Origin of the sequence: Enterococcus sp. FDAARGOS_553, from assembly GCF_003812305.1 — a bacterium.
GTDB classification, from domain to species: domain Bacteria; phylum Bacillota; class Bacilli; order Lactobacillales; family Enterococcaceae; genus Enterococcus_D; species Enterococcus_D gallinarum.
The window spans coordinates 2,059,770-2,085,410 of record NZ_CP033740.1; the positions used below are offsets into that span (position 1 = coordinate 2,059,770).

Below are 25,641 nucleotides of genomic sequence, written 5' to 3' on the forward strand. Positions count from 1 at the left end.
TAAAGCTCATCTTTTTAAGTACATCCCAATACTTTTGGGGGCTGTCTCCACAAAGCCAAACTGCTGATAAAGATTTTCAGCTGGACAATCAGCAATCAGGTTCACGTAAGCTTGGGGATCTACTTCATTATGTATATGGTTCATTATGGCGCTCATGATTGATTTTGCCAATCCATTGCCTTGATCTTCAGGAAGGACAGCGATGTCTAGGATTTGATAGGCAGTACCTCTGTCACCAATCAATCGGCCCATGCCGACTAAGGTTTGATCGCTGGTTCTTCGAACAGTCACTGCAAAAAGACTATTGCTTAAACCAATCTTACTCGCAGCTGTTCCACGAAGAGAAAGACCGCAGGCTTTTCGTAGAGTTAGGTATTCAGCTACTTCAGGAACTGTATGTTTTAGGAGATATTTAGAATCGTTCATCATGGTCCTCCTTGATACAGAGTAGAGTTGTTTAGTCCTAGGGAATTTGATCAATACCCTTTAGCAGATGGCTTTTTGGTAATGGGCAAAGACGTCTTTAAAAGAAAGAGACGATGATAGAAGGATTCCAACAAATGAAACAGCCAAACCCCAACAGTTGAGCTGTTCGTTTTTTTCTATCATCGTCTCTTTAGCTTAACGTTCAGTTAGTGGGGTATTCGCATACTCTTCGATCAATGGAATCACATCCAGCTTCAGTTTGTACTTACGAGCTAAGGCAGGTTCAACAGTGAATTCGCCAACTTCAGTCGCTGATATAGTTGCCAATAGGCGTTTTTCTTTCGCTGTATCTTCAAAAATCTGCACATTCTCGGCATTTCTTTCAACAGAGAATTTAGGAAATGCAGTCATTTTTTCTTCAAAAGCGGCAAAACCATCCGTTGTTTCCGCTGCTTCCGTCTGAGATTCTGAGACTGGTTCGGTAGCAGAGGCTTCTGGTTGATTGACAGCTGATGTTGCTGGTAACCAATAAGCGGCGATTTCTTCCACTAGATTATCACTAAAACGATCTAATAGACCTTTTTCTTGTTTTTGGATTCGTTTCACAACGATTTTGAAATTCTCGTCTAAAGGAACTGCGATTTTTTGTTCTTTGGTCGTTGCCGTTTGCAGTTCAATCAACATTTCCTCACGGTTTTTAGGGTTGATATAAACGGTGGTCTCTAGTCCAAAATTTGCAGCTGTCTTGTGTTGGATCGCTGAAAATAATTGTTGACGTGCCATTTCATAAGATGGCCGAAATTGTTGTTTTAACTTGGCTAATTGTTTCTTTTTCATATTCTTCTCCTCTCAATCAATCTCGATTATAAGGAATAATGACGAAAATGAACAGGGGTTTTCATGAAAAAATGAGGAATTTCTTTTGATTATCAGAAAAAATGGCTTTTCTTTAAATGAAATAAAAGAAACAGCCAAGATCATACCCAATGAGTAGGGGATGACTTTGACTGTTTCTGAGGGCAACAACTTACTTCTAAAGATATACCAGGTTCATCGCATAGTGCTCAAAGCGTCGATTTGCTGATATTTAGGCATCAAAATAAACGAATCATTTTTACCATAGGCGACCAAGCAATTTTCCCATAGAAAAAAGCTTAGCGGCATCTTCGCTTTTTCAGCAAGCATTTGCTGATAGTCTGACTGATCCCACTGACGTGCGGGAAAATGTTGAACGTAGTCGGGAAAAATCAGAAATACAAAATCAGGATGCAAGGCTCGCTTGACGGCAGTGGGCAGTTGATCCAAACGTGTAGAATCCATCGGGTTTTCCCTCATTAGAATCCTGTTGTATCCGGATTAGTTGCTTTCCCAACGACTCCATCTAGTTGGTCGATTCGCTGCATATCTTCATCAGAAAGCTCAAAATCAAAGACTGCTAAGTTTTCCTCGATACGACTTGGTGTAACAGATTTAGGCAGCGGCAAGAAATCATGTTGTAAAGACCAGCGAATCGCGATTTGAGCAATCGTTTTGCCGTACTTGTCAGAGAGTTCCTGCATTTCAGGAACGTCAAAGATCTTTCCTGTGCCTAAAGGACTGTAAGCTTCCAATAAGACATTGTGCTCTTGGCAATAAGACACTACTTCTTTTTGTAATTCACCAGGCGCTAAGAAAATCTGGTTGACCATTGGGAAAATAGTGGCTGTTTTTTTCAGTTCTTCGAAATGATGAGGCAAGAAATTGCTGACGCCGATGGCTTTGATCTTCCCAGCTTGATAAAGCTCTTCCATCGCGCGCCATGTTTCTGCATTTGCTGACTGCCAATTGTCACGGAATTTCACTGGATTTGGCCAATGAATCAAGAAAAGATCGATATAGTCGGTTTGTAATTTCTTCAACGATTCTTCAAAGGAAGAAAGGACCAAGTCGTAAGAGTGATTTTCATTCCATAATTTTGTTGTCAAAAAGATTTCTTCTCTAGGAATGCCACTTTCTTTAATTGCTTGTCCAACACTGTCTTCATTTTTGTAACCTTGCGCGGTATCGATATGACGGTAACCAACTTCCAATGCTTTTTTGACAGCAGAAACAGCAACGTCACCATTTGGTGTTTGCCAAGTGCCAAAGCCAAGTTCAGGAATCGATACATTGTTCGATAAAGTATAACTGTTCATTTTCATTCCTCCATTTCTTTGTTTTTAGTTTAGCAGAGAAGGGATTTTTTTCCAATGGAAGATACTTCTGATCAAAATAATGCACAAAAAAGATGTAAAAAAACTTGTGTTTTGAACCAGTTTTTTTGTACACTTGAGAAATGGATAAGGAGAGAGAATATGGATATCTATTTAAAGCGTGCGATTATGCACATTGTGGATCGACAAACGGGTGATCCCGTATACTCGCAAGTGGAATTGGATCTGACAACGGAATACATCCGAGATTATTTAACGAAAAAAATTCAAAAATTAGCGACACCTCAGACAAAGACCGGCCGCTTGCTGGAGGACTCTGAGATGGCTAGATTCGTCAAACAAGCGCCGGAAGCATTTGTAGAAAGCAGTGAAGCAATCCTGCGACGCTGGTATGAAGTTTACCAACAAAGTGAAGATGCACCAAGTGCGGATGCTTTCATTGTTTTGTATGAATTAGATACCAAACTGCAATTAGCATTTTTGAAGGTTAACTATACAGATGGCTACACGCACTTTATCGACAGTACTGAAACAGGTATCGCCAATAATCTGATTTTGCATCGAGCACTTTTAGCTGGCAAAACCCAAAAAGCAGATGAAGGAATAACGATCGATGTCGAGCAGCTGACTTACGAATTAGTAGAGAAAAAATATACCTTCTCCGGAGAAAAATATTTCTATTTCTCCACGAAAGTGATTGATTCTGAACCGCTGCCTTCTCTAGAAGAAAATGTCAAAGTCATCAAAAAGGTAGCTGAAAAAATTGGTCAAAAGTTTGAGACCCCTTCTTATGATGTCATCGCCGATGTCAAAGAGGCTGTTTACGATACAATAGAAGAAAATGGTCAGCTGCATGTAGATTCGATTGCCCAAAAAGTATTCAAAGATAATATTACGGCTCAGATGGCCTTTCAAGAAGAAGTAGCAGAAAAAGGGTATATCGATCAAGCCCCTATGCTGCGAGAGGTCAGAGAAATTTCAGAAAAAAAATATGGCAAACAAAAGCTAAAACTTTCCAATGGTATCGAGTTGATCGTTCCATTGGATGTCTATCGAGATCCTAATTTGATCGAATTCATCAACAATCCCGATGGCACGATTTCTGTAACCATCAAAAATGTGGAAGAAGTCATCAATCGCATATAAAAATAGCTGCCAGGCTCTTCTCAAGGAGTCTCTGGCAGCTATTTTTATTTATTGTTGAGTTGATCCAAAGCGGGTTTGGGTACATCTTCTTGTGAGACTTCTTCCCAACTGAGGACACCTTTGCGGGGATTGACTAATAGTTTCAGATAAGCTCCTTCTCGTAGGGGCTTGGAGCGGTGTTCATTCATTTTAACGATCTTCTCTTCACCTGATTCATTATAAGCCGCTTGTTCATATTTATAAATATCTTGAGCCACACCATCACTGGCAATTGATGTTGAGTGGGTACCGCTGGTAGTGATTTCGGTGTAGTAAGCAGTGCCGCCATAGTAATAACGGTAGGCAAAGAAACAGCCGCCTAAGAAAACGCCAAAGACGATCAAACTCGCAATGATTTTTTTCATTCCTGTTCACCTCATATCTATTATTCTATAAAAAAGCAGACCCGTCCAACTATTTTATCAAAATCAAAGCAAATCTTAGAAATTTTGAATAAAAACGGCGAACAATGAAGGAGACAATATTCTTGACTTTGACTAAATTTGACCTATAATAGAGATAGGTTTAAACTTACAAAAAATAAGTAAGAAAGAATTTTTTACTTTTGTAAGGAAAAGTCTATAATTGATAGTAGAGCCGATCCAACGGCGCTACATCTCATTTAGGAGGGAAATTATTATGGCAAAACAACATTATGATCGTAGTAAACCACATGTAAACATTGGTACAATTGGACACGTGGATCATGGGAAAACGACACTGACTGCTGCCATTACGACAGTTCTTGGTAAAAAAGGACTCGCTAATCCGCAAGATTACGCAAGTATTGATGCGGCTCCTGAAGAACGGGAACGTGGTATCACGATCAATACCGCTCACGTTGAATATGAAACAGAAAAACGTCACTATGCTCACATTGATGCTCCAGGACACGCGGATTATGTTAAAAATATGATTACCGGTGCTGCCCAAATGGATGGTGCGATTTTAGTTGTATCCGCAACAGATGGTCCAATGCCTCAAACTCGGGAACATATCTTGCTTTCGAGACAAGTTGGTGTGAAACATCTGATTGTTTTCTTGAACAAAATCGATTTAGTCGATGACGAAGAATTGATCGATTTAGTGGAAATGGAAGTAAGAGAACTACTATCTGAATATAATTTTCCAGGTGATGACATTCCTGTTATCAAAGGTTCGGCATTAAAAGCGTTGGAAGGAGACCCTGATGCAGAAGCTGCCATCATGGAATTAATGGATACAGTAGATAGCTATATCCCAACACCAGAGCGGGATACAGACAAACCATTACTCTTACCAGTTGAAGATGTCTTTTCGATTACTGGACGAGGAACAGTTGCCTCCGGACGGATCGATCGGGGAACAGTTCGGGTAGGCGATGAAGTAGAAATCGTCGGTATCAAACCTGAAACTCAAAAAGCTGTAGTGACAGGCGTCGAAATGTTCCGCAAGACGATGGACTTTGGGGAAGCCGGCGACAATGTAGGTGTCTTGCTAAGAGGGATCACTCGTGACGAAATCGAACGCGGACAAGTATTGGCTAAACCAGGTTCGATCACACCACATACAAAATTCCAAGCAGAAGTTTATGTATTGACGAAAGAAGAAGGTGGTCGTCATACACCATTCTTCAACAACTATCGTCCACAATTTTATTTCCGTACAACGGATGTGACAGGGAACATTACATTGCCTGAAGGAACAGAAATGGTGATGCCAGGTGACAACGTGACCATCGATGTGGAATTGATTCATCCAATCGCCGTTGAAAATGGAACGACGTTCTCTATTCGTGAAGGTGGCCGCACAGTTGGTTCCGGTATCGTTACTGAAATCGAAAAATAAATCAGTGTTTCAACAAAAATGAAGCAGTGACTAGAGCCTTTTAGGACAGTCACTGTTTCTTTTTCTAAATTTCTTTGTGATTTTATTAAGGATTTTAGATGATGGAAAACAAACCTAGTCAGCAAATAAGTTTCATAGTAGGATAGAAGCTGACACTAAAAAGATAGGATGTTTTTTCATGAGAAAACTGCGACGATTTTTTATTTTTATAGCAAAAATAGCTGGAGTCCTGTTGCTTATCGGCGGACTGTTTTTAGGCTATAAAAATTATACAGCTCTAAAGAAAGTGTATTCTTATGAAGAAACAATCGCTGAGCAAACAGAAAAATATGGCATCAGCGACTATCAGGAATTAGCGATGAGTATTATGTTGACTGAATCAAAAGGGGAAGGAAACGACCCGATGCAAAGCTCAGAGAGTGCTTACGGGAAACAAAATCAATTTGAAAATGCCCAAGACAGTATCGAGCAAGGAGTGGCTTATCTGGCTAAACTGATCAAAAAATCTGTTGACATGGACTGTGATCTGTGGACCGCCGTTCAAGCCTATAATTTTGGGACAGACTATATTGATTATGTAGCCAAGAATGGTGGCGAAAATACGCTAGAACTGGCAGAGTCCTATTCAAAAGAAGTGCTTTCTCCTTTGTTAGGAAATGATAATGAGCAAACCTATCGTTACTGGGGGTGGCAGTCGATCACTTATAATGGCGGTTATTTGTATCACAATGGTGGCAATTTATTTTATGCAGATGTGGTAAAATTCAATCAATGGAAGATAAAAATGGGTAGTATTTTGTTTTCTTGAAAGTCTCTGAATCAAGCAGGTAAAAGACTTGAAAAAACAATAAAATATGATAGAATCAATATGAGTGATTCTGTCTAATTATTCGTCGCACTGATTCTGATTGGTGCGATTTTTTACCTAATGAATACGGGAATACTTACCGAATGGAGGTGAGTGGATGGCACGAATACCTCAAACGGTCATTGATGATATTCGAGAACGAAGCAATATCGTTGATATCGTTGGTCAGTACGTCCAGTTGAAGAAATCTGGGAAAAACTATTTTGGATTATGTCCCTTCCACAACGAAAAGTCACCTTCTTTTTCTGTGGCAGAAGACAAGCAGATCTACCATTGTTTTGGCTGTGGCCGCGGAGGCAATGTCTTTGGTTTTTTGCAAGAGTTAGAAGGATTAAGTTTTCCAGAATCTGTTTTGAAAGTTGCAGAAATCAGTGATATCCCTTTAGATGAGCAATACAAGCAAACCGAAGCAATTGATGCAACCTCTTCTCAGCAAAATCAATTGATCGCGTTGCATGAAAAAGCTGCTGAAGTCTATCATCACATGTTAGTCAATACGGCTGCCGGGCAAGGCGCATTGGATTATTTGCTGGAACGCGGATTGACGATGGCACTGATTGACGAATTTCAGATTGGTTTTGCGCCTAACGAGCGTGCCTTTTTGGAAAAAGTTTTTTTGAATGAAAAAGCAAATGCGGCATTTTTTGCGGATACAGGTCTCTTTGTACAAAGGAACGATGGGCAACTTGCTGACCGTTTTTATCAAAGAATCATGTTTCCGATTCGGAACCCTCAAGGAAAGACCATCGGTTTTTCTGGACGCTGGTTTCAAACGGAACAGGATGATAGCAAAGACCAGCCCAAGTATTTGAACAGTCCGGAAACAATGCTTTTCAATAAGCGTGAAGTACTTTTCAACTTTGATAAAGCCCGGCGATCAATCCGAAAAGAAGGCCAAGTCTTTCTATTTGAAGGCTTTATGGATGTAATCGCAGCGTGGCAATCAGGAATTGAGAACGGGATCGCTTCAATGGGAACTAGTTTGACGAACCAGCAGATTGCCAATATTGAACGTGTCGCTACAGAAGTCATCCTTTGCTATGATGGTGACCAGGCAGGAATCAATGCAACGAATCGCGGGATTGATCTTTTACAAGAACATAGCCGCGTGAATCTCTCCGTCGTTCGAGTCCCTGAACGTCTGGACCCGGATGATTATGTGCGAAAGTATGGTACAGAGGCCTTTTTCAAACTGGCCATGCATGGCAGAGAAACGGTGTTTGCATTCAAAATGGACTTTCATCGTGCCAATCGCAATTTGGCCAATGAAAAAGAACAGATCGATTATGTCCAAGAGGTCTTGCAAGAATTACAGCATGTAGATTCTTTGCTAGAACAAGACCGATACTTGACACAACTTTCAACTGAATTTCATATTAGTCGAGAAACACTACAGACGCAATTGCGTCAGTTAAAACAGACGCAGCCGACCCCAACGCCTTCACCGCCAGTTCGTGAAGCAGTGAGTGTAGCACCACCGCCACCACGACAGCAACGGAAAACTCAGGTAGAAAAGGCGGAGGAATTACTGTTATATCGTCTGTTCCATGACAATACGCTGAATCCTCGTTTTAAAAGTACCGGTGTTGCGTTTATTCATGATAAATACCAACAAATCTATTTTTTATACGATGCGTATATGGAAACCGAAGAGCAATTTATCCTAGCAAAATTCTTGGATTTTTTGAAAGATGAACAAATGAAACAACAAGTGATCGAGATCGCTGATATCAAGGCTTCTGAAGAGGGGACGGAACAAGAATTCCAAGACCTTCTGCAGGTATTTCGTAAGTCGGGCATTGCTGAAGAAATCAATCAAAAACGAATCCAGCAGCAAGAAGCACGACAAAAAGGAAACCAGCAATTAGAGTTGGAATTAGCAATTGCGATCATTGATTTGACCAAACGGTTGAAACAAGCTAAATAGCGAACTGAAAGGGGCTTTCTTTCATGGCAGAAGAAACAAAGAAAACATATGACAAAGCTGTTGCCGAATTTATCAAAGAAAACAAACCAAAAGGACAAGTCGTTTATGACGAACTAACCAATCATTTAGCGACCCCTTATTCTTTAGATGCAGACGCAATGGACAAGCTGATCCAAAAACTGGAAGACTCAGGGATCAGTGTAGTAGATGAGAATGGGGAGCCTTCCGTTCATAGTTTGAAGAGCAATGAAAAGCAGCAAGCAACGCAACCACAAGAAGATCTTTCCGCTCCTACGGGTGTCAAGATCAATGATCCGGTACGGATGTATTTGAAAGAAATCGGACGCGTACCCTTATTGACTGCCGAAGAAGAAGTAGCCCTTGCTTTAAAAATCGAAGAAGGCGACCAAGAAGCGAAACAACGGTTAGCTGAAGCCAACTTACGTCTCGTTGTAAGTATTGCGAAACGTTACGTTGGTCGGGGGATGCAGTTTTTGGACTTGATCCAAGAAGGAAACATGGGCTTGATGAAAGCTGTTGAAAAATTCGATTACCGCAAAGGATTCAAGTTCTCGACTTATGCCACTTGGTGGATTCGTCAAGCAATCACTCGTGCTATTGCCGACCAAGCACGGACGATTCGGATTCCAGTCCATATGGTGGAAACAATCAATAAATTGATTCGAATCCAACGGCAATTACTGCAAGATCTAGGTCGCGAACCGACACCGGAAGAAATCGGAGCAGAAATGGATCTGCCAACTGAAAAAGTACGTGAAATCTTGAAAATCGCACAAGAGCCAGTTTCATTGGAAACACCGATCGGTGAAGAGGATGATTCCCATCTAGGCGATTTTATCGAAGATCAAGATGCGACAAGTCCCGCCGAACATGCAGCCTACGAATTGTTGAAAGAACAACTGGAAGACGTACTAGATACGTTGACCGATCGTGAAGAAAATGTTTTGCGATTGCGTTTTGGTATCGATGATGGTCGGACACGTACTTTAGAAGAAGTCGGAAAAGTTTTTGGTGTAACGAGAGAACGGATTCGTCAGATCGAAGCAAAAGCGTTACGTAAATTACGCCATCCATCCCGCTCAAAACAATTAAAAGATTTTCTAGAATAAAACTGAGACCACAAAGACTTTTCCAAGAAGTATGATTGGAGAAGTCTTTTTCTTGTGGTTTAGCCAACTTTCGTAGGAAAAGTAATGAACTTAATAAAAACGTAACGAAGCAAGTGTTGGCTAATTGCTTTGAATATGATAAATTTAATTTTGTGAATCATTTACACGAAGGTGAATCATTTTGGTACAGAGAGTTTTTTCACCAAAGCCAGTGAATAAAGGGCAAGTCTATAAGTGTGATATTCTGTAGTAAAATGAAACCTTTCAACGATGAACAGATACCTGCCGAAGCAGGTTCAAAATAAAAGGAGCAAATTCGAACAAATGATGAAAACATGTCCTCAATGTGGATTTGAATCAATTGATGCACAAAAGAAATGTCCAAACTGCGGCTTTGAGTTTGTTAAAGCGGATGAGGCAAATGAAAAAGAAGCCCCTCATACGAATGAGACGGTATCCGAAAAGAATCCGCAGCAAAATGATGATATCCGCTGGTCTGATTTTAAGGATGTTCCCTTAGGTGAATTAATTGAACATTTCGAAGACAAGAATGAAACTGATGAGTCAAAGAACAATCAGTCAGAAGACGACGTAAACGTGCAAGAGCTGATAACGAACCCAAATATAGAACAGACACCCGTTTCAAAAGAAACGCTATCAGATGCGTCCGAAACGATCGAATCACAGTCACTTGAATATCAGTCAGCAGAACAATCGATGCACAGTGGAAATGAAAGCAATGAAGTGTCTGGATCAGACAAAGGAATCCAATCGATCGCAGAAAGTTCCGCAGAGCCCAATGATTTAGTAGATTCAGCCGAGGTCCCTGAAGATCACGATTCGGCTATTTTATCTGCTTATATTCGTCAACATAAAAATTCAGAGATGGATGAAGATGCGACAGATGTTCCAGTGATACCGGAAGTCACGGACGATAAAGAGGCTCTTCCTCTAACGGAGGAACAATCTCAATCTGGATTAGAAGATGAACAAACTGATACTGCAGCGATTGCTGAATCTTCAGAAAGCCCTCAATCAACAGAGAGTCCGCAACCGAAAATTGAAGCAGAAGAAACAAAGCTTGCCGAAATTCCAGAAAAAACAGCGGTATCTGAAAATACGAAGAGTAAAACCGATCCACTGCCCAAAAATAAAAAGTCACGCAAAAAATTCTATGTAGCGGCTGCGGCGTTGGTACTTGTTTCTGCAGGTGGCTGGTATTATTACGAAGAGACCGCTCGTCAAGAACAAATTGCGACAGCAAGTGAGCTGGACCAGATCGAAGCGGATCTAGCCGATTTTTATACCGACGATAACCAAGGATTTATCAAAGCAGACAAAACAACTATGCAATTGACGGCATTGACTGATCGACTAGCCAAGTATAAAACGGAAAGCCGTTACCCGGACTTGTTGGCTCAGTCTGAAACAATCAAAGAAAAGATGGCGACTCTTTCGGAAATCAATGGGTATTTCACTAGTCCAGTGATCATTGAAGATCAATTGCAGAAGGTTTCCTTAAAAGAGCCTTCGGCAGTGACTATGTCAAAAAGAACAGCTGAAACACCATTCGATCAATTAGTAAATCGGGCGATTGATCAAGGGCAAAAAGAGTATGCCCAGATCGAAGAAGTACGAAATGCAGTCAAAAGCATGGTTGCTTTGAATAAAGAGGGTGAACTTTCTGACAAAGTCACGCGAAAAAGCTACAATGATTTAGTGAAGAAGATCGATGCATTGCCGATTGCTTCTTTAAAAGAGCAATTGACTGCTGAGATAGCACCGATTGATTCTGCACTGAAGAAAAAAGAAGCTGCCGAGAAGGCTGCTAAAGAGAAGGCGGCCCAAGAAGCAGCTCAGGCACAAGCGGAAAAAGCCGCCGCAGCTCAAGAAACAACTACGGCTAACAATAGCCAGTCTTCTGAAGCTGATTATGTATTATCGCCGAATACACCAACGAATACCAATAATCAACCAATCATTCCAGCACGTGAAAGTGATTTGGCAGACTCTAGCAATCCAGCTTGGAATTGGGCGCCTGGTGTCCAAGAAAAGATCATTGCAACCGCAATTGCTCGCGGCTATGTCGTTGAAGGGGGTTATACCTTTGAGCGCGTACGAATCGTGAATGGAGAAGGTTACTATAATTTTTATGCGACCAACAACCAAGGCTCCTTGTTGAAAGGAACCGGTGATTCCGCTTTTCCAATGTATCTCTTTACAGTGAATGCCAAAACCGGGTATTTCCGTGGAAATGGAAATGATCATACGATTCGGTGATGGGTGACACTTAGAAAATTTTCAGCATAATTACATTATTGAATCAAAAAACAGCTTGTTTCTCCTCCGGCTTTTCGATATGATGGATGATAATCAATCGGAAACGGAGGTTTTTTTGTTGCAGAAAATTGAAAGATATGAACAGTTCAGTGATGGAGTTATTGCCTGTATTCCAACGATTCTGGGTTATCTAGGCATTGGTTTTGCAATGGGAGTCGTGGGGAAAGGAATCGGCTTGACGGTCATTGAAGTCCTCTTGATGTCGATCATTGTCTATGCTGGAAGTGCCCAGTTTATCATCTGTGCCCTTTTGGCTATTCAAGCACCGTTTACTTCGATCGTTGCGACAGTTTTCTTAGTAAACTTACGCCACTTTTTGATGAGTTTATCGGTAGCACCTTATTTCCGTTCTGCTTCATTAGTGTCAGGAATTGGCATCGGCACATTGCTGACAGACGAATCCTATGGAGTTTTAACGACAGCTTTGCAACAAAACAAACCAATCACTACCCGATGGACTCACGGATTGAATGTCATGGCCTATTTAAGTTGGATCTTTGCCACTTTCTTAGGAGCGTTGTTAGGGTCATATATTCCTGATCCTGAAGCATTAGGACTGGACTTTGCACTAGTGGCTATGTTTGTTGGCTTATTCCTTTTTCAAGTAGAGTTGCCTTTAAAAAAGAAGACCAAGCAGACGGTGCTGGTGCTAGCCGCTGTGGTAATTTCATTGGTCCTTTTTATGCGAATTTCAACAGCTGAAGTAGCCGTGATTGCTGCCACTTTGATTGGATGTTTGATAGGGACGGTGACACATCATGATTGATTTTGTTATACTGATGATAGCTTGTGGTGTCGTTACTTGGATACCTCGGGTGCTGCCGTTTTTATTTTCGAAGAAATTAGTTTTTCCTGAAAAATTCACGATCTTTCTAAGCTACTTACCCCTTTGTATTCTTGGGGCGCTGCTTGTTCAAAATCTGTTGGTTTTTCGTGAAGGACAATTTCCATTGCTTAAAGTCAAAGAAACCGTTGCTTGTTTACCAGCGCTAGTGGTCGGTTATTATACAAAAGATTTGATGAAGATCGTTGTTACAGGTATCATCACGATGGCGGCGATTCGATTCTTTTTCTAGTAAATCATTTCTAAGGAGAGAAAAAATGAAAGACTTATTGGCATCCGTTTTTAGCGGATTGATCATTGATGAGAATGATCAAAATTACTTTGTACAAAAAAATGGTCTGACTTTTCGCTTATCAAAAGCAGAAGGAGAGCACCATCTTGGAGAAGCTGTGGAGGGCTTTGGTTATCAGAATCAAAAACAAGAACTCGTAATCACTACGGAGATTCCTAAAAGCCGCCAAGGACATTATGCTTTCGGAACTGTCACGGACAGTCGTCGAGATTTAGGCGTTTTTGTCGATATTGGGCTCAAAGATAAAGATATGGTGGTATCATTAGATGAATTACCAACAATGCGGGAACTTTGGCCAAAGAAAGGCGATCGCTTGATGGTCAGCTTGACGGTGGATGAAAAGGATCGAATCTGGGCTTCTTTAGCGGATGAAAAGATTTTTAAAGCATTGAGTAAACGTGGTTCAGAGACGTTGAAGAATGCTGACATTACAGGGACAGTCTATCGCTTGAAACTTGCGGGAACTTACTTGCTCACGGATGATTTCTACATTGGCTTTATCCATCCTTCCGAAAGATACCAAGAACCACGTTTAGGAGAAGTTGTCTCAGGACGAGTAATTGGTGTTCGCCCGGATGGTGTTCTGAATTTATCATTGAAGCCTCGTGCTTATGAAGCAATTTCAAATGATGCTGCTATGATCATGACATTCTTGGATCGAGCTGCAGATCATCGTATTCCTTTTACTGATAAATCGACACCAGAAGAGATTCTGCAGACATTCGGTATCAGTAAAGGCCAATTCAAGCGGGCGATCGGTACCTTGATGAAACAGCGTTTAGTGGAACAAAAAGACGGCTTCACCATCAAAGTCAAAAAATCCAATTGAGAATGCTTGTATCTTTTCTCATTCTAATTTATAATGATTACAATATTATCTAAGAGTTGACGTCTCTTAGATTAGAATCGTTATAAATTAGCGATGTATGGAGGCCTGTATGAATACAACTGCTGCTTTAAAGAAGACAAAAAAACAACTTCATGAATCAGGATTTAAATTGACTCCACAACGAGAAGCTACCTTGTTGGTTCTTTTGGAGAATGAGAAAGATCATTTATCTGCAGAAGAAATTTTCTTTTTTGTGCGCAAAAAAAGTCCAGAAATTGGACTAGCTACAGTGTATCGTACATTAGAAATCTTAACTGATCTAAAAATCGTGGACAAGGTGAGTTTCAATGATGGTGTTTCTCGTTACGATCTGCGCAAAGAAGGAGCAAAGCATTTCCATCACCATTTGCTTTGTTTAGAGTGTGGCAGTATCGAAGAAGTAGAAGAAGATCTGCTGACAGGTGTCGAAGACATCGTAGAGAAAAAATACCATTTTCTAGTAAAAGACCACCGATTGACTTTTCATGGAGTGTGTCAGAAGTGTCAGACAAAAAATGCAGCGAAGTTGAGTGAAGCGTAATTGCTCCTCAGCTTTTTTTGTGGTTGAACTACTATCATATCAAACTTTAATTTGTTATGATAAAGAGGTTGAAAGTAGGGGGGACGTGTATGAAAGAACAGATCATCGATTATTTGCATTATCTGACGATTGAGCGGGGGCTATCCCAAAATACCCGTAAAAGTTATGAGCGCGACCTAGAGCAGTACCTTACATTTTTGACGGAACAGCACATCAAAGATTGGCAGGCGGTGGATCGTGTCTTGATCCTCTCTTTTTTGCAGCAATTGCAGCAATCAGGGAAATCCTCGGCGACCATTATTCGAATGGTATCAAGCTTGAGAAGGTTTCATCAATTTCTCCGTCAAGAACGCTTTACGGATCATGATCCTATGCAGCACATCGATTCCCCAAAAAAACAACAGAAACTGCCTGATACATTGAGCCTTTCTGAGGTTGAGCGCTTGATCGAGACACCGGATACCAAAGAAGTGTTGGGAATCCGCGATCGTGCGATTTTAGAAGTGATGTATGCTACCGGCCTTCGGGTCAGTGAACTGATCGGGTTGCAACTGAAAGACCTTCATTTAAGCATGGGTCTGTTGCAGACGACAGGGAAAGGTGACAAGGAACGAATCGTTCCTTTAGGAGATCTGGCGATTCAGTGGATCGAAACTTACTTGGAAGAAGCACGCCCTTTTTTGACTCGGAAACATCCAGAAGAGAGTCATCTTTTTGTCAATAATCATGGAAAACAACTTTCTCGTCAAGGAATCTGGAAAAACTTAAAGGCCCTCGTGCGCAAGGCAGGCATTACAAAAAATGTGACGCCACATACGCTAAGGCATAGTTTTGCCACCCATTTATTGGAAAATGGTGCCGATTTGCGTACCGTTCAAGAATTATTAGGGCATGCAGATATATCCACGACACAGATCTATACTCATATTACGAAAAAAAGGATGACGGAAGTGTATAAGCAGCACTTTCCTCGTGCCTAGAAATAGAGGAAGACATGGAAGAAATCAATATCAAACTAGATGTCTTTGAGGGACCGTTGGATCTGTTGCTGCATCTGATTCAAAAATTGGAGATCGATGTCTATGATATTCCAATTGCAGCGATCACCGAACAATATATGCAATATATTCATGCAATGAAAAGTTTAGAGTTAGAGGTTGCCGGAGAATACTTGGTGATGGCTGCTACACTGATGGCAATCAAAAGCCAGATGCTGCTGCCAAAACAAGAGATCTTGATTGAAGAAAACGATCCTTATGAAGAAGATCCAAGGGATATGCTGGTTGCTCAGCTATTGGAATACCGTAAATACAAATACGCAGCCGAACAATTATCCGAAAAAGCGGAAGAACGAAGTTTATACTTTACGAAAGATCCGATGGATGTCGATGCCTATAAAGAAAAAAGTGATGAATTGGCAGCCAACCGGTTCAACACGATCGATTTATTCTTGGCTTTTCATAAAATGCTTGAAAAGAAAAAGAGTCGGAAAGTACTGGAGACAAAGATCACACCAGATGAAAGTACCATTGATGAAAAAATGGCGACGATCCAATTGGAAATGCAGCAACGAAATGCCAAAAAGGGACGACGTTTTGATTCTTTTTTCACCAATTACAGCAAAACAGAAGTCGTTACCACTTTCATGGCATTATTAGAATTAATGAAAAAAGGATATATTCGAGTAGAGCAAGAAGGAAACTATGAATCGATCTTGCTTTACCCAGCAGGTAAAACAGATGAGTAAATATAGTGAAATAGAAGCGATTCTCTTTGTCGTAGGAGATGAAGGGATCGGATTAGAAGAATTAAGCTACTTAGTCAATAGCAAAACTGCGGCTGTCTATCAGTACTTGCAAGAATTGAATCAGCGTTATGAAGAAAATGAAGATTCAGCCTTGCATATTTTAGAAGTTGGGAATCATTTTGTTTTGTCCACAAAGAAAGAAGTCGCACCGTTATTAAAGAAATACGCAGAATCGCCAATGGGCAACTCTCTTTCGCAAGCTGCGTTAGAGACATTGTCGATCATTGCCTACAAGCAACCGATCACACGAATCGAAGTAGAAGAGATTCGTGGGGTCCAGTCCAGCGGCTCCGTACAGAAATTAGTCGCAAAACGATTGATCGAGGAAAAAGGCCGTGTTGATGGACCAGGTCGAGCAATTTTATATGGAACCACTGAATACTTCATGGATTACTTTGGCCTAAAATCATTAGCCGAATTACCTGATATTCAAGCAATGGAAGACGAACTCGAAGAAGATGGACCAGTGGATCTTTTTTATGATCGTTACAAACAAGAAGGAGACTCATAATGGAACGTTTGCAAAAAGTAATCGCACATGCTGGAATCACTTCTCGCAGAAAAGCAGAAGAGTTGATTGTGGCAGGTCGTGTCAGTGTCAATGGTCAAATTGTTAAGGAACTAGGAGTACAGGTGAGTGCCAAAGATCGCGTGGAAGTTGACGGTGTCCCAATTGAACAAGAATCGCCCGTCTACTATATGCTCTATAAACCACGTGGCGTAATCTCAGCAGTAACTGACGATAAAAAAAGGAAAGTTGTTTTAGACTTTTTTACTGAAGTTCCAGAACGTCTCTACCCAATCGGACGATTGGATTATGATACTTCAGGTTTATTATTGCTGACCAATGACGGCGATCTTTCACAAAAACTGATGCATCCAAAACATGAAGTGGATAAAGTCTATGTGGCAAAAGTGAAAGGAATCGCTGATAAAAAACAACTATTGCCCTTGTCTAGAGGAATTCGGATCGAAGGCAAGAAAACCGCACCTGCTCGCTTTGAGATTTTGTCGATAGACGCTGCTACTCAAACAAGTATCGTCCAATTGACGATTCATGAAGGCCGTAATCATCAAGTGAAAAATATGCTTAAAGCAGTTGGTTTACCGGTCCAAAAATTGAAACGGGAAATGTATGGTTCGTTGACATTAGCTGGGTTGCGCCCTGGAGAGTATCGGGAGTTGACGAAAAAAGAAGTCAATGAATTAAAAAAACAAGTGAAATAACCAGCACACAGCAAAAGATGCTTAAAAAATTTGTCAATCGAGAATTTTTGTGTATAATGAAACATGTATTATAAATAAAAGGTTCGTCTTCAGGGGCAGGGTGCAATTCCCGACCGGTGGTGATAGTCCACGACCTACTTCTTTTGAAGTAGCTGAATCGGTGAAATTCCGATACCGACAGTAAAGTCTGGATAAAGAAGATAGAGCGTATTTGATTTGCCTATGGTTTTTCAAATGCCCTCTTTTTCCCTGTGGAAAAGAGGGCATTTTTTACTTTGTCTGGCGCCGACAAGTAAGGAATCAAGGAAATTTAATAGGTTCGTTTGAAGAGGAATCCTGAACTTAGGAGGATTTGTATTAATGAACAACAAAACAAGAAAAATGGTAACAATAGCAATGTGTGCAGCAATGGGAACAGTCTTACAGTTTATTGCGTTTCCCATCATCCCGGCGTTTAGCTTTTTGAAAATCGATTTTAGCGATATTCCAGTAATGATCGTCATGTTTTTATTCGGTCCTTTTGCTGGCGTGGCAACCGCGTTTCTACGTTCTCTCTTACACTTGTTTCTATCTGGTTTTTCACCAGCAGATCTCGTGGGAGACACGGCAAGTTTCTTGGCATCCTGTGTCTTCACTTTGCCAATGTACTACTTTTTCCGTAAAGGGATCCATGCGAAAAATAAATTCGTGGGAGTGGTCACAGGAATCCTCGCATTAACTGCTTTTATGAGTATTGCCAATCTATATGTCATCACACCATTGTACCTGCGCTTCTTTGGTGTTACAGCAGATCAATTCCTTGGCATGTCATTAGCGCGTTATGTCAGCATCGGTATTATTCCTTTTAACTTGATCAAAGGAGTTATCGTCAGTGGGGTCTTCTTGATCCTTCATGCGAAGTTGTTGCCTTGGTTGGCTCGTAAACAACCGCAACATTCACCAGTTGGAAAATAATAAAAAAGATCGTATGTTGCTTTTGAGCAAACGCGATCTTTTTATTTTTCTAACAGTATCGCCCGAGTAGGACACTTTTTATATGCAGCTAAGACTTTTTCTTGCTGATCTTCTATGATAAACTGTTGCCGAGCGGCTGGTTCTTGAGCAAATAAGACGATACCATCTTCATCATAATCAAAAATATCAGGGGCACAGACCGCACATAATCCACAAGCGATACAGCGCTCAGGAATGATTTTGCAGCGTTGAGACATGGAATTGTTTCCTTTCTGGAGGTAAGTATAGACATATGGATGCTTTTATTTTAGCGTTGTTTCATCATTCTGACAAGTTGCGTCCGTCAACCATTTATCAAATACTTTACGGCAAACGAACGAGTTCAGTATTGAGTTATGCTTTTTTTTATGATCGCTTAGGTTACTTTCAAGCAATGCCGAATCTTGAAGAGGATGAATTTAATAAAAGAATCACGGCGCTGATTGCTGCCAAACAACTTGTAGCAGATGAAAAAGGGTTTCTCCAGACAGTTGCACCTGCAACGCTTACTGAAGTAGAGACACTCTGCCGTCATTTAAATTATTTTCAATTCGGTCGCCGGGGGGAACAGATGTGGCGCTTGGTACAGCTGCTTGTTCAAGCGGCTGCTTTTCAAGAAATCAGTAATCGATATATTCCTGTGGAGAACACTCCTATGTTCACAGAACCGGTTCGGCAGCTGATTCGGCAGCACCCAAAATTGAAGCAGGCGTTGTTTACTGAGCTTTGGACAGTCTTCGAGCAGATTCCGGGAGAATTTGCCGACTTTTTGGCAGGGACGTTGACAGGACCTGAGCAAATTGGTCAGACTTTTTTTCAGCTGTTACCAGATAACTACCAAAAAATGCCTTGGAATCAGTTTTTTCCAGCGGCAGCGATCCACTGCTTTTTATCAGTGGCAAAGAAGCAATCTCCTCTTTTAGCAGCAGGGTTAAACCCGTTTTATCAAGAAAACCTCAACCAAAGCATGCTGAAGACCCGTCGCTTATTTCTCAGCGGGAAGTCGATTGAGGAAATCATGGCACTTAGACAGATCAAGCGAGGAACAGTCAACGATCACTTGATTGAATGGGCGATCATCGATGATCAGTTTCCTTATCACTATTTTGCCACAAAGCAGCAGTTCCCTCCATTGTCATGGAAATTACCTTATCACATTCTTCAAAAAGAAGTGCCGCTGGATTTTTTAAGTATCCGAATCAATCAAATTGCACAAAAGCGAGGGATCCTATGTTAGAACAGGCGCTCAAACACTATTTTGGTCATTCCCATTTTCGGACAGGTCAAAAAGAAGTGATCCAATCGGTTCTGAATCATCAGGATACATTAGCAATCATGCCCACTGGTAACGGCAAAAGCTTATGCTATCAACTGCCGGGTTATTTGCTGGAAGGGTTGGTAGTAATCGTATCACCATTGCTTTCTTTGATGGAAGATCAAGTGTATAGTTTGCAAAAAAATGGTGAGAGACGAGCGATCGCTTTTAACAGTCTCTTATCATTCGCTGAACGAAAATTTGTTCTTAGCCATCTACAGCAGTATAAATTTTTATTTATTAGTCCCGAGATGCTTGTTCAAAAGACGATTCTCCAAGCATTGGCAAATAGTAGAATCGCATTGCTGGTCGTAGATGAGGCACACTGTGTTTCTCAGTGGGGGATCGATTTTCGACCAGAATACCTTCAGCTAGCTGCGGTCAAACAACAATTAAAAGCACCAACGACTCTGGCTTTGACTGCCACGGCAACCGAACAGGTGGCACGAGATATTCAACAAAACCTTTTAGGAAAAACGCATCAAGTTTTTCGCTATGGAATGGATCGCAAAAATATTGGACTGATCGTTGATAAAAGCGGCGAAGAAAAAGACACGCTTTTAATGCATTACTTGCAGCAATTGTCAGGTGCGGGAATTATTTATTGTGCCACTAGAAACAAGGTGGAAGAACTTTATCAAAAATTACGCGGCAAGTATTCTGTGGGGTATTATCACGGTGGATTAGCCAGTGATCAGCGTAAAGTCCTTCAGCAGCAGTTTAGTCGGAACGAGCTGCAGTTATTGATCGCCACAAATGCTTTTGGAATGGGGATCAATAAACAAGATATTCGCTTTGTGATCCATTATGATCTGCCGGATTCGTTAGAAAACTATAGTCAAGAAATTGGCCGAGCAGGTCGAGATGGCAAGCAAAGCTATGCGATCTTACTCTATCGTCCTGGAGACGAAACCATCCATTATTTCTTTCAAAAGGAACTAAGTGCAGAAAGAGAACAGCTGGAAATGACGCCGCAATCTTTGATGCTTTCCCCATTGCAGGAAAAATGGCAAGCAAAAATCAATGAGCATGGTGCCAACAAATGGTTTGCTATTTTAAAGCAAAATGAGTGGGAAAAAAAGCAGCAGCTAAAAACGATGCTCGAATACATTCACTGTACTAGTTGTCGACGGTGTTTTTTATTGGCTCATTTTGACGAAGAAAAACAACCGCTTGACCAGTGTTGTGATATCGATGGTATTGAAATTCGGCTTGACCAAAAGGAATTCAAGCCGCAAAGAAAGAACTCGTGGCAGGAACGTTTACTAAAAATTTTTAAAGAAACAAATTGAATCGTTTTTTAAAAGACAGTTCGATTCAAGCTATGTTATAATACATCGGAAGGATATTAGGAGGTAATACGAGTGAGCAAGAAAGACAAAAACTATAATTCAGAAAATCAAGAGCCGTGGGAACAACCAATTTATGATACAGAATATGAAGATTCTGCCTCACGATCACAACAGCGGAAACAAAAACGCGGGAATTCACTCTTTTTGACGATCGTCTTAGTTTTACTTTTCTTGATCGTTGCAATTCCTGTTGGCGCGGGGATTTGGGTCTTAAACCGCTCAAATGATACAGCAACTGTTGCCTCATCAACAAGTAGCAGTACAGTTGCCAGCACAGAATCATCGACTGTTGAGTCATCGACAAAAGTCAGTGAATCATCTACTTCCAGCAGTAGTTCGTCATCGTCATCATCATCTTCTTCCTCATCTGAAAGCAGTGAGTCTGAAGAGCCAGCGAACAGTGAAGCAGAAGGAAACAACACCCAGAACAATCAGGGAAATGCAGACCAAGGAACGACGAATCAAGGTGCAGCGAATCAGGGAGAAACCAACCAAGGAACAGAGCAATATACGACTGTTCAAGCTGGTGAAGGTCCAGAACAAGTAGCAGCACGTACAGGTATTTCTGTCGAGACTTTGTATCAATTAAACGGGATCGATCCAAGTAATTTCATGCTTTACCCAGGCGATACATTACGAATTAAATAAAAAACCGCTTTGGCGGTTTTTTTTCTTGAAAGTTAAAAGGCCGTTGATCGGTAGTTGTTTAGAAGGAGTAACAAATGAAAAAAATCAATATTGCCATCGATGGTCCAGCTTCATCGGGCAAAAGTACAGTGGCAAAAATTTTAGCTCAGCATTATGGATATGTTTATACGGATACAGGGGCAATGTACCGTAGTATCACTTATTTAGCTCTTAAAACAGGGTGCTCATTAGAAGATGAAAGCGGGCTTGTGGCATTAATCGATACTTATCCAATCACTTTTGCGCCAACTGAGACAGGACAAGATGTTTTTGTAGATGGAACAAAAGTGACAGAAGAGATTCGCCAGCCCGAGGTAACCAACGCTGTTTCCAAAGTTTCTGCTTATCAAAAAGTCCGGGAAAAACTGGTCCAACAGCAACAAAAAATTGCTGAAAATGGCGGTGTTGTAATGGACGGCCGCGACATTGGCACCGCAGTCTTACCTCAAGCGGAAGTAAAGGTTTTTCTCGTGGCGAGTGTAGAAGAACGAGCAGAAAGAAGATACAAAGAGAACCAGCAAAAAGGAATCACCACCTCCTTTGACACATTAAAAAAAGAAATCGAGCAAAGGGATTATTTAGATTCTCATCGAGAAATCTCTCCCTTGAAACAAGCCGATGATGCAGTTCGCATTGATACAACAGGAATGTCCATTACAGAAGTCGTTGCAGCGATTCAGCAAATCGTTGATCAAAAAATGGAATAATCAACCACTGGCGCTAGTCGACCTAAAAAAACAGAACCGAACGATTCTCATGAGAAATTTCATTAAATATCGGAATTTTCGCGTAGAAATATTGTTCGAACTCTGGGGTTTTTTAGGTCGGAGGGGCTATTTTTTTTTGTATGAAACAGTGATTTTGAAGCAAAATAGTGAAGGAAACGTTTTTTGAGAACAATTATTGACAGTTTTTTGTGAAAATAAGCGAAATCGCTTTATTTTTTTGGCATTCTAATTTAAACTAAGGGATGTAGTGCATTTACGTACAATTGTTGGTTAGGAGGACACAAGACATGACAGAATTTGAAAATAATCAAGTGGAGAATGGGAATGAATCAATGGAAGCTGCTTTGGATAACTTCCAAGAAGTGAACGTTGGCGATATTGTCAAAGGTGAAGTTTTAGCCATCGAAGACAAACAAGCGATCGTTGGCATCGAAGGAGCAGGTGTAGAAGGAGTCGTTCCAGCAAAAGAATTGTCTACATTGCCTGTTGAGGATATCAATGAAGTAGTCAAAGTGGGCGATGTTTTAGAGTTAGTTGTTATTTCTGCAATCGGTAAAGATAAAGAAAACGGCAGCTATCTACTTTCAAAACGTCGTTTAGACGCGAAGAAAGTTTGGGAAGATATCGAAAAAGATTTCCAAGCAGGTAAGATCATTGAAGCGCCTGTAACAAATGTAGTCAAAGGTGGCTTAGTTGTTGATGTTGGCGTACGCGGATTTGTGCCAGCTTCGATGGTTGAGGACCACTTTGTAGCTGATTTTGAAGATTATAAAGGCAAGACACTCACCTTTAAGATTGTTGAGATCGAACCTTCTGAGAACCGCTTGATTTTATCCCATAAAGCAGTGGTTGAGGCTGAAAAAGAGAAACAAAAAGAAGCCTTGCTAGCTGATCTTTATGAAGGTCAAGAAATCGAAGGGAAAGTTGCACGATTGACCGATTTTGGGGCTTTCGTTGACTTGGGTGGAATTGATGGTTTAGTACACGTTTCAGAAATTTCTCATGCCCATGTAGGCAAACCGAGTGATGTTTTATCTGTTGGTGATACTGTCAATGTCCGTGTCTTATCCGTTGATCCAAATAAAGAACGCGTATCGTTATCGATCAAAGATACATTGCCTGGACCTTGGAGCAATATCGAAGAACAAGCACCCGTTGGTAGTGTTTTAGATGGTGTAGTAAAACGACTAACTAGTTTTGGTGCTTTTGTGGAAGTCTTCCCTGGTGTAGAAGGATTGATCCACATTTCGCAAATCTCACATAAACATATTGCAACGCCTCATGAAGTGTTGCATGAAGGTGATCAAGTGCAAGTGAAAGTTCTTGAAGTGAATCCAACCGATCATCGGATTGCTTTGAGCATCAAAGCACTAGAAAAAGCCGAGGAAGCGGAAGAAGCGCCTGCAGAAGATGACTATGAATTACCAGAAGAATCCACTGGTTTTACCATGGGTGATATCTTGGGCGATGCGTTGAAAGATAACGACGAAGAATAATCTAGCCTAGCAGCTTATAACGATTCGTTTTTTGAATTTGTTATAAGCTGCTTTTTTGTTTGTCATCAACACTTGCAAGTTAGTGATGCATTAGGTAAACTAAGAAAGATTGAAAAGCAGAAGCAGCTGTATTCAGCAGTTTGCTTCTTATAAATGGAGGGTAAAAAATGTCAAATCCAACAATTGCGATCGTCGGACGTCCGAATGTCGGGAAATCGACTATTTTCAACCGGATTGCCGGAGAACGAATCTCGATCGTTGAGGATACTCCGGGTGTGACGAGAGACCGAATTTATGCAACAGGTGAATGGTTAGGTCGAGAGTTCAGTATTATCGATACAGGTGGAATCGACTTAGGCGATGAGCCGTTTATGGATCAAATCAAACATCAAGCAGAAATTGCGATCGATGAAGCAGATGTGATCGTCTTCATTACGAGTGCCAGAGAAGGTGTGACGGATGCAGATGAACTTGTTGCTCGCCTTTTGTATAAGAGCAATAAGCCTGTGATTCTAGCGGTCAATAAAGTCGACAATCCAGAAATGCGTGCAGATATTTATGAATTCTATACATTAGGATTAGGTGATCCGTATCCAATATCCGGCAGTCATGGATTAGGGATCGGAGATGTGCTTGATGAAGCCGTTAAGCATTTTACAGAAGAAGCAGAGGAAGAGGATGAATCGATCATCAAATTTAGTTTGATTGGGCGACCAAATGTTGGGAAATCTTCGTTAATCAATGCGATTTTAGGTGAAGAACGTGTCATCGTTTCGGATATCGAAGGAACGACCCGGGATGCGATCGATACTCATTTTACAAGTGAAAATGGGCAAGAGTTCACTATGATTGATACTGCAGGAATGCGTAAAAAAGGAAAAGTTTACGAATCAACAGAGAAATACAGTGTCATGCGAGCGATGCGTGCCATCGAACGTTCCGATGTGGTTCTAATGGTCTTGAATGCGGAAGAAGGAATACGTGAACAGGACAAACGAATCGCTGGCTATGCTCATGAAGCTGGCCGTGGGATCATCCTAGTTGTCAATAAATGGGATCTGCTAAAAAAAGAAACCAATACCATGCGAGACTTTGAAGCGGAGATTCGTGATGAGTTTCAATACTTAGATTATGCCCCAATCATCTTTGTATCAGCGGCAACGAAACAGCGGTTGAATCAGTTGCCAGCTTTGATCGAAGAAGTCAGCATGAATCAAAACATGCGTATCCCTTCTGCATTATTGAATGATGTGATCATGGATGCAGTAGCCATCAATCCAACGCCAACGGATAAAGGAAAACGATTGAAGATTTTTTATGCGACACAAGTTGCGGTCAAGCCACCAACATTTGTTATTTTTGTTAATGAAGAAGAGTTGATGCATTTTTCTTATGCGCGCTTTTTAGAGAATCAGATCCGGAAAGCATTTACTTTTGAAGGAACTCCGATTCGAATCATTCCAAGAAGACGAAAGTAGCGATTTTATCATACTTTGCTGCTTTTGACAAAGAATTCTATTCTTTTGACAGAAAAACGATAAATCCTAAAAAAAACAGTAGTAAAAACGTTAAAATCCTTGATATTACAACGTTCTT

27 protein-coding genes and 1 riboswitch are annotated in these 25,641 nt (G+C 40.9%); of the genes, 21 read left to right on the forward strand and 6 right to left on the reverse strand.

Annotation, left to right across the window (positions count from 1 at the left end):
* Positions 1-6: 6 nt before the first annotated feature.
* From EGX73_RS10385 to EGX73_RS10400, 4 genes are all read right to left on the reverse strand, one after another.
* Positions 7-426 (reverse strand): GNAT family N-acetyltransferase, encoded by a 420-nt coding sequence (locus EGX73_RS10385; RefSeq protein ID WP_005472159.1) that lies wholly within the window; start codon positions 424-426, stop codon positions 7-9.
* Positions 427-621: 195 nt separating this feature from the next.
* Positions 622-1,263 (reverse strand): hypothetical protein, encoded by a 642-nt coding sequence (locus EGX73_RS10390; RefSeq protein ID WP_003126789.1) that lies wholly within the window; start codon positions 1,261-1,263, stop codon positions 622-624.
* Between the two features lie 213 nt (positions 1,264-1,476).
* Positions 1,477-1,746: a hypothetical protein gene (locus EGX73_RS10395; RefSeq protein WP_005472161.1), complete on the reverse strand. Its 270-nt coding sequence runs from the start codon at positions 1,744-1,746 to the stop codon at positions 1,477-1,479.
* 14 nt (positions 1,747-1,760) lie between these two features.
* The gene (locus EGX73_RS10400; protein WP_021151263.1) at positions 1,761-2,600 is read right to left on the reverse strand and encodes an aldo/keto reductase; all 840 of its coding nucleotides are present in this window, start codon (positions 2,598-2,600) and stop codon (positions 1,761-1,763) included.
* Positions 2,601-2,759: 159 nt separating this feature from the next.
* On the opposite strand from EGX73_RS10400, the gene EGX73_RS10405 reads away from it, so the two are divergent.
* The gene (locus EGX73_RS10405; protein WP_003126792.1) at positions 2,760-3,764 is read left to right on the forward strand and encodes a nucleoid-associated protein; all 1,005 of its coding nucleotides are present in this window, start codon (positions 2,760-2,762) and stop codon (positions 3,762-3,764) included.
* A gap of 44 nt (positions 3,765-3,808) precedes the next feature.
* Here the strand turns inward: EGX73_RS10405 and EGX73_RS10410 are convergent, their stop codons facing one another.
* Entirely contained in the window at positions 3,809-4,168 is a 360-nt protein-coding gene (locus EGX73_RS10410; RefSeq protein WP_003126793.1) for a YxeA family protein, read from the reverse strand.
* A gap of 274 nt (positions 4,169-4,442) precedes the next feature.
* Here EGX73_RS10410 and tuf point away from each other — a divergent pair, with 274 nt between their 5' ends.
* The 14 genes from tuf (at position 4,443) to EGX73_RS10480 (ending at position 18,428) form a co-directional block, all read left to right on the forward strand.
* Positions 4,443-5,630 carry an elongation factor Tu gene (gene tuf, locus EGX73_RS10415; RefSeq protein WP_003126794.1) on the forward strand — a complete coding sequence of 396 codons (1,188 nt, stop codon included), beginning with the start codon at positions 4,443-4,445 and terminating at the stop codon, positions 5,628-5,630.
* A 178-nt stretch (positions 5,631-5,808) separates the two neighbouring features.
* On the forward strand, positions 5,809-6,438 hold the full coding sequence (locus EGX73_RS10420) for a lysozyme family protein (protein ID WP_021151258.1): 630 nt from the start codon (positions 5,809-5,811) through the stop codon (positions 6,436-6,438).
* A 157-nt stretch (positions 6,439-6,595) separates the two neighbouring features.
* Complete coding sequence (dnaG, locus tag EGX73_RS10425) at positions 6,596-8,425, forward strand: DNA primase (RefSeq protein ID WP_003126796.1); 1,830 nt, start codon at positions 6,596-6,598, stop codon at positions 8,423-8,425.
* A gap of 23 nt (positions 8,426-8,448) precedes the next feature.
* On the forward strand, positions 8,449-9,555 hold the full coding sequence (rpoD, locus tag EGX73_RS10430) for an RNA polymerase sigma factor RpoD (protein ID WP_003126797.1): 1,107 nt from the start codon (positions 8,449-8,451) through the stop codon (positions 9,553-9,555).
* Positions 9,556-9,879: 324 nt separating this feature from the next.
* Entirely contained in the window at positions 9,880-11,835 is a 1,956-nt protein-coding gene (locus EGX73_RS10435; RefSeq protein ID WP_005472165.1) for a cell division site-positioning protein MapZ family protein, read from the forward strand.
* Between the two features lie 118 nt (positions 11,836-11,953).
* The gene (locus EGX73_RS10440; protein WP_003126799.1) at positions 11,954-12,661 is read left to right on the forward strand and encodes an AzlC family ABC transporter permease; all 708 of its coding nucleotides are present in this window, start codon (positions 11,954-11,956) and stop codon (positions 12,659-12,661) included.
* Positions 12,654-12,971: an AzlD domain-containing protein gene (locus EGX73_RS10445; protein ID WP_123866933.1), complete on the forward strand. Its 318-nt coding sequence runs from the start codon at positions 12,654-12,656 to the stop codon at positions 12,969-12,971. Before EGX73_RS10440 ends, EGX73_RS10445 begins: the two co-directional genes overlap by 8 nt.
* 25 nt (positions 12,972-12,996) lie before the next feature.
* The gene (locus EGX73_RS10450) at positions 12,997-13,860 is read left to right on the forward strand and encodes a S1 RNA-binding domain-containing protein (RefSeq protein WP_003126802.1); all 864 of its coding nucleotides are present in this window, start codon (positions 12,997-12,999) and stop codon (positions 13,858-13,860) included.
* A gap of 109 nt (positions 13,861-13,969) precedes the next feature.
* Complete coding sequence (locus EGX73_RS10455) at positions 13,970-14,440, forward strand: Fur family transcriptional regulator (RefSeq protein WP_003126803.1); 471 nt, start codon at positions 13,970-13,972, stop codon at positions 14,438-14,440.
* A gap of 89 nt (positions 14,441-14,529) precedes the next feature.
* Complete coding sequence (gene xerD, locus EGX73_RS10460; RefSeq protein WP_003126804.1) at positions 14,530-15,420, forward strand: site-specific tyrosine recombinase XerD; 891 nt, start codon at positions 14,530-14,532, stop codon at positions 15,418-15,420.
* A gap of 14 nt (positions 15,421-15,434) precedes the next feature.
* A complete protein-coding gene (locus EGX73_RS10465) occupies positions 15,435-16,187 on the forward strand; it encodes a segregation/condensation protein A (protein ID WP_003126805.1) in 753 nt (250 codons plus the stop codon).
* Entirely contained in the window at positions 16,180-16,758 is a 579-nt protein-coding gene (gene scpB, locus EGX73_RS10470) for an SMC-Scp complex subunit ScpB (RefSeq protein ID WP_003126807.1), read from the forward strand. Before EGX73_RS10465 ends, scpB begins: the two co-directional genes overlap by 8 nt.
* A complete protein-coding gene (locus EGX73_RS10475; RefSeq protein ID WP_123866934.1) occupies positions 16,758-17,474 on the forward strand; it encodes a pseudouridine synthase in 717 nt (238 codons plus the stop codon). The genes scpB and EGX73_RS10475 overlap by 1 nt, the downstream gene beginning before the upstream one ends.
* An 81-nt stretch (positions 17,475-17,555) precedes the next feature.
* Positions 17,556-17,680, forward strand: a riboswitch (FMN riboswitch).
* A 154-nt stretch (positions 17,681-17,834) separates the two neighbouring features.
* Positions 17,835-18,428, forward strand: a complete 594-nt coding sequence (locus tag EGX73_RS10480) for an ECF transporter S component (protein WP_003126809.1) — start codon at positions 17,835-17,837, stop codon at positions 18,426-18,428.
* Positions 18,429-18,469: 41 nt separating this feature from the next.
* Here EGX73_RS10480 and EGX73_RS10485 read toward each other — a convergent pair whose 3' ends face one another.
* Positions 18,470-18,685: a ferredoxin gene (locus tag EGX73_RS10485; protein WP_003126810.1), complete on the reverse strand. Its 216-nt coding sequence runs from the start codon at positions 18,683-18,685 to the stop codon at positions 18,470-18,472.
* Positions 18,686-18,720: 35 nt separating this feature from the next.
* Here EGX73_RS10485 and EGX73_RS10490 point away from each other — a divergent pair, with 35 nt between their 5' ends.
* The 6 genes from EGX73_RS10490 to der all read left to right on the forward strand — a co-directional run bounded on the left by EGX73_RS10490 (position 18,721) and on the right by der (position 25,523).
* Positions 18,721-19,704, forward strand: a complete 984-nt coding sequence (locus EGX73_RS10490; protein ID WP_003126811.1) for a helix-turn-helix domain-containing protein — start codon at positions 18,721-18,723, stop codon at positions 19,702-19,704.
* A complete protein-coding gene (locus EGX73_RS10495; protein WP_005472169.1) occupies positions 19,698-21,074 on the forward strand; it encodes an ATP-dependent DNA helicase RecQ in 1,377 nt (458 codons plus the stop codon). The genes EGX73_RS10490 and EGX73_RS10495 overlap by 7 nt, the downstream gene beginning before the upstream one ends.
* 72 nt (positions 21,075-21,146) lie before the next feature.
* Complete coding sequence (locus EGX73_RS10500; protein WP_003126813.1) at positions 21,147-21,782, forward strand: SAG1386/EF1546 family surface-associated protein; 636 nt, start codon at positions 21,147-21,149, stop codon at positions 21,780-21,782.
* 74 nt (positions 21,783-21,856) lie between these two features.
* A complete protein-coding gene (cmk, locus tag EGX73_RS10505) occupies positions 21,857-22,528 on the forward strand; it encodes a (d)CMP kinase (protein WP_003126814.1) in 672 nt (223 codons plus the stop codon).
* 308 nt (positions 22,529-22,836) lie between these two features.
* Complete coding sequence (rpsA, locus tag EGX73_RS10510; protein WP_003126816.1) at positions 22,837-24,045, forward strand: 30S ribosomal protein S1; 1,209 nt, start codon at positions 22,837-22,839, stop codon at positions 24,043-24,045.
* Positions 24,046-24,212: 167 nt separating this feature from the next.
* Entirely contained in the window at positions 24,213-25,523 is a 1,311-nt protein-coding gene (gene der, locus EGX73_RS10515) for a ribosome biogenesis GTPase Der (RefSeq protein WP_003126818.1), read from the forward strand.
* Positions 25,524-25,641: the final 118 nt, after the last annotated feature.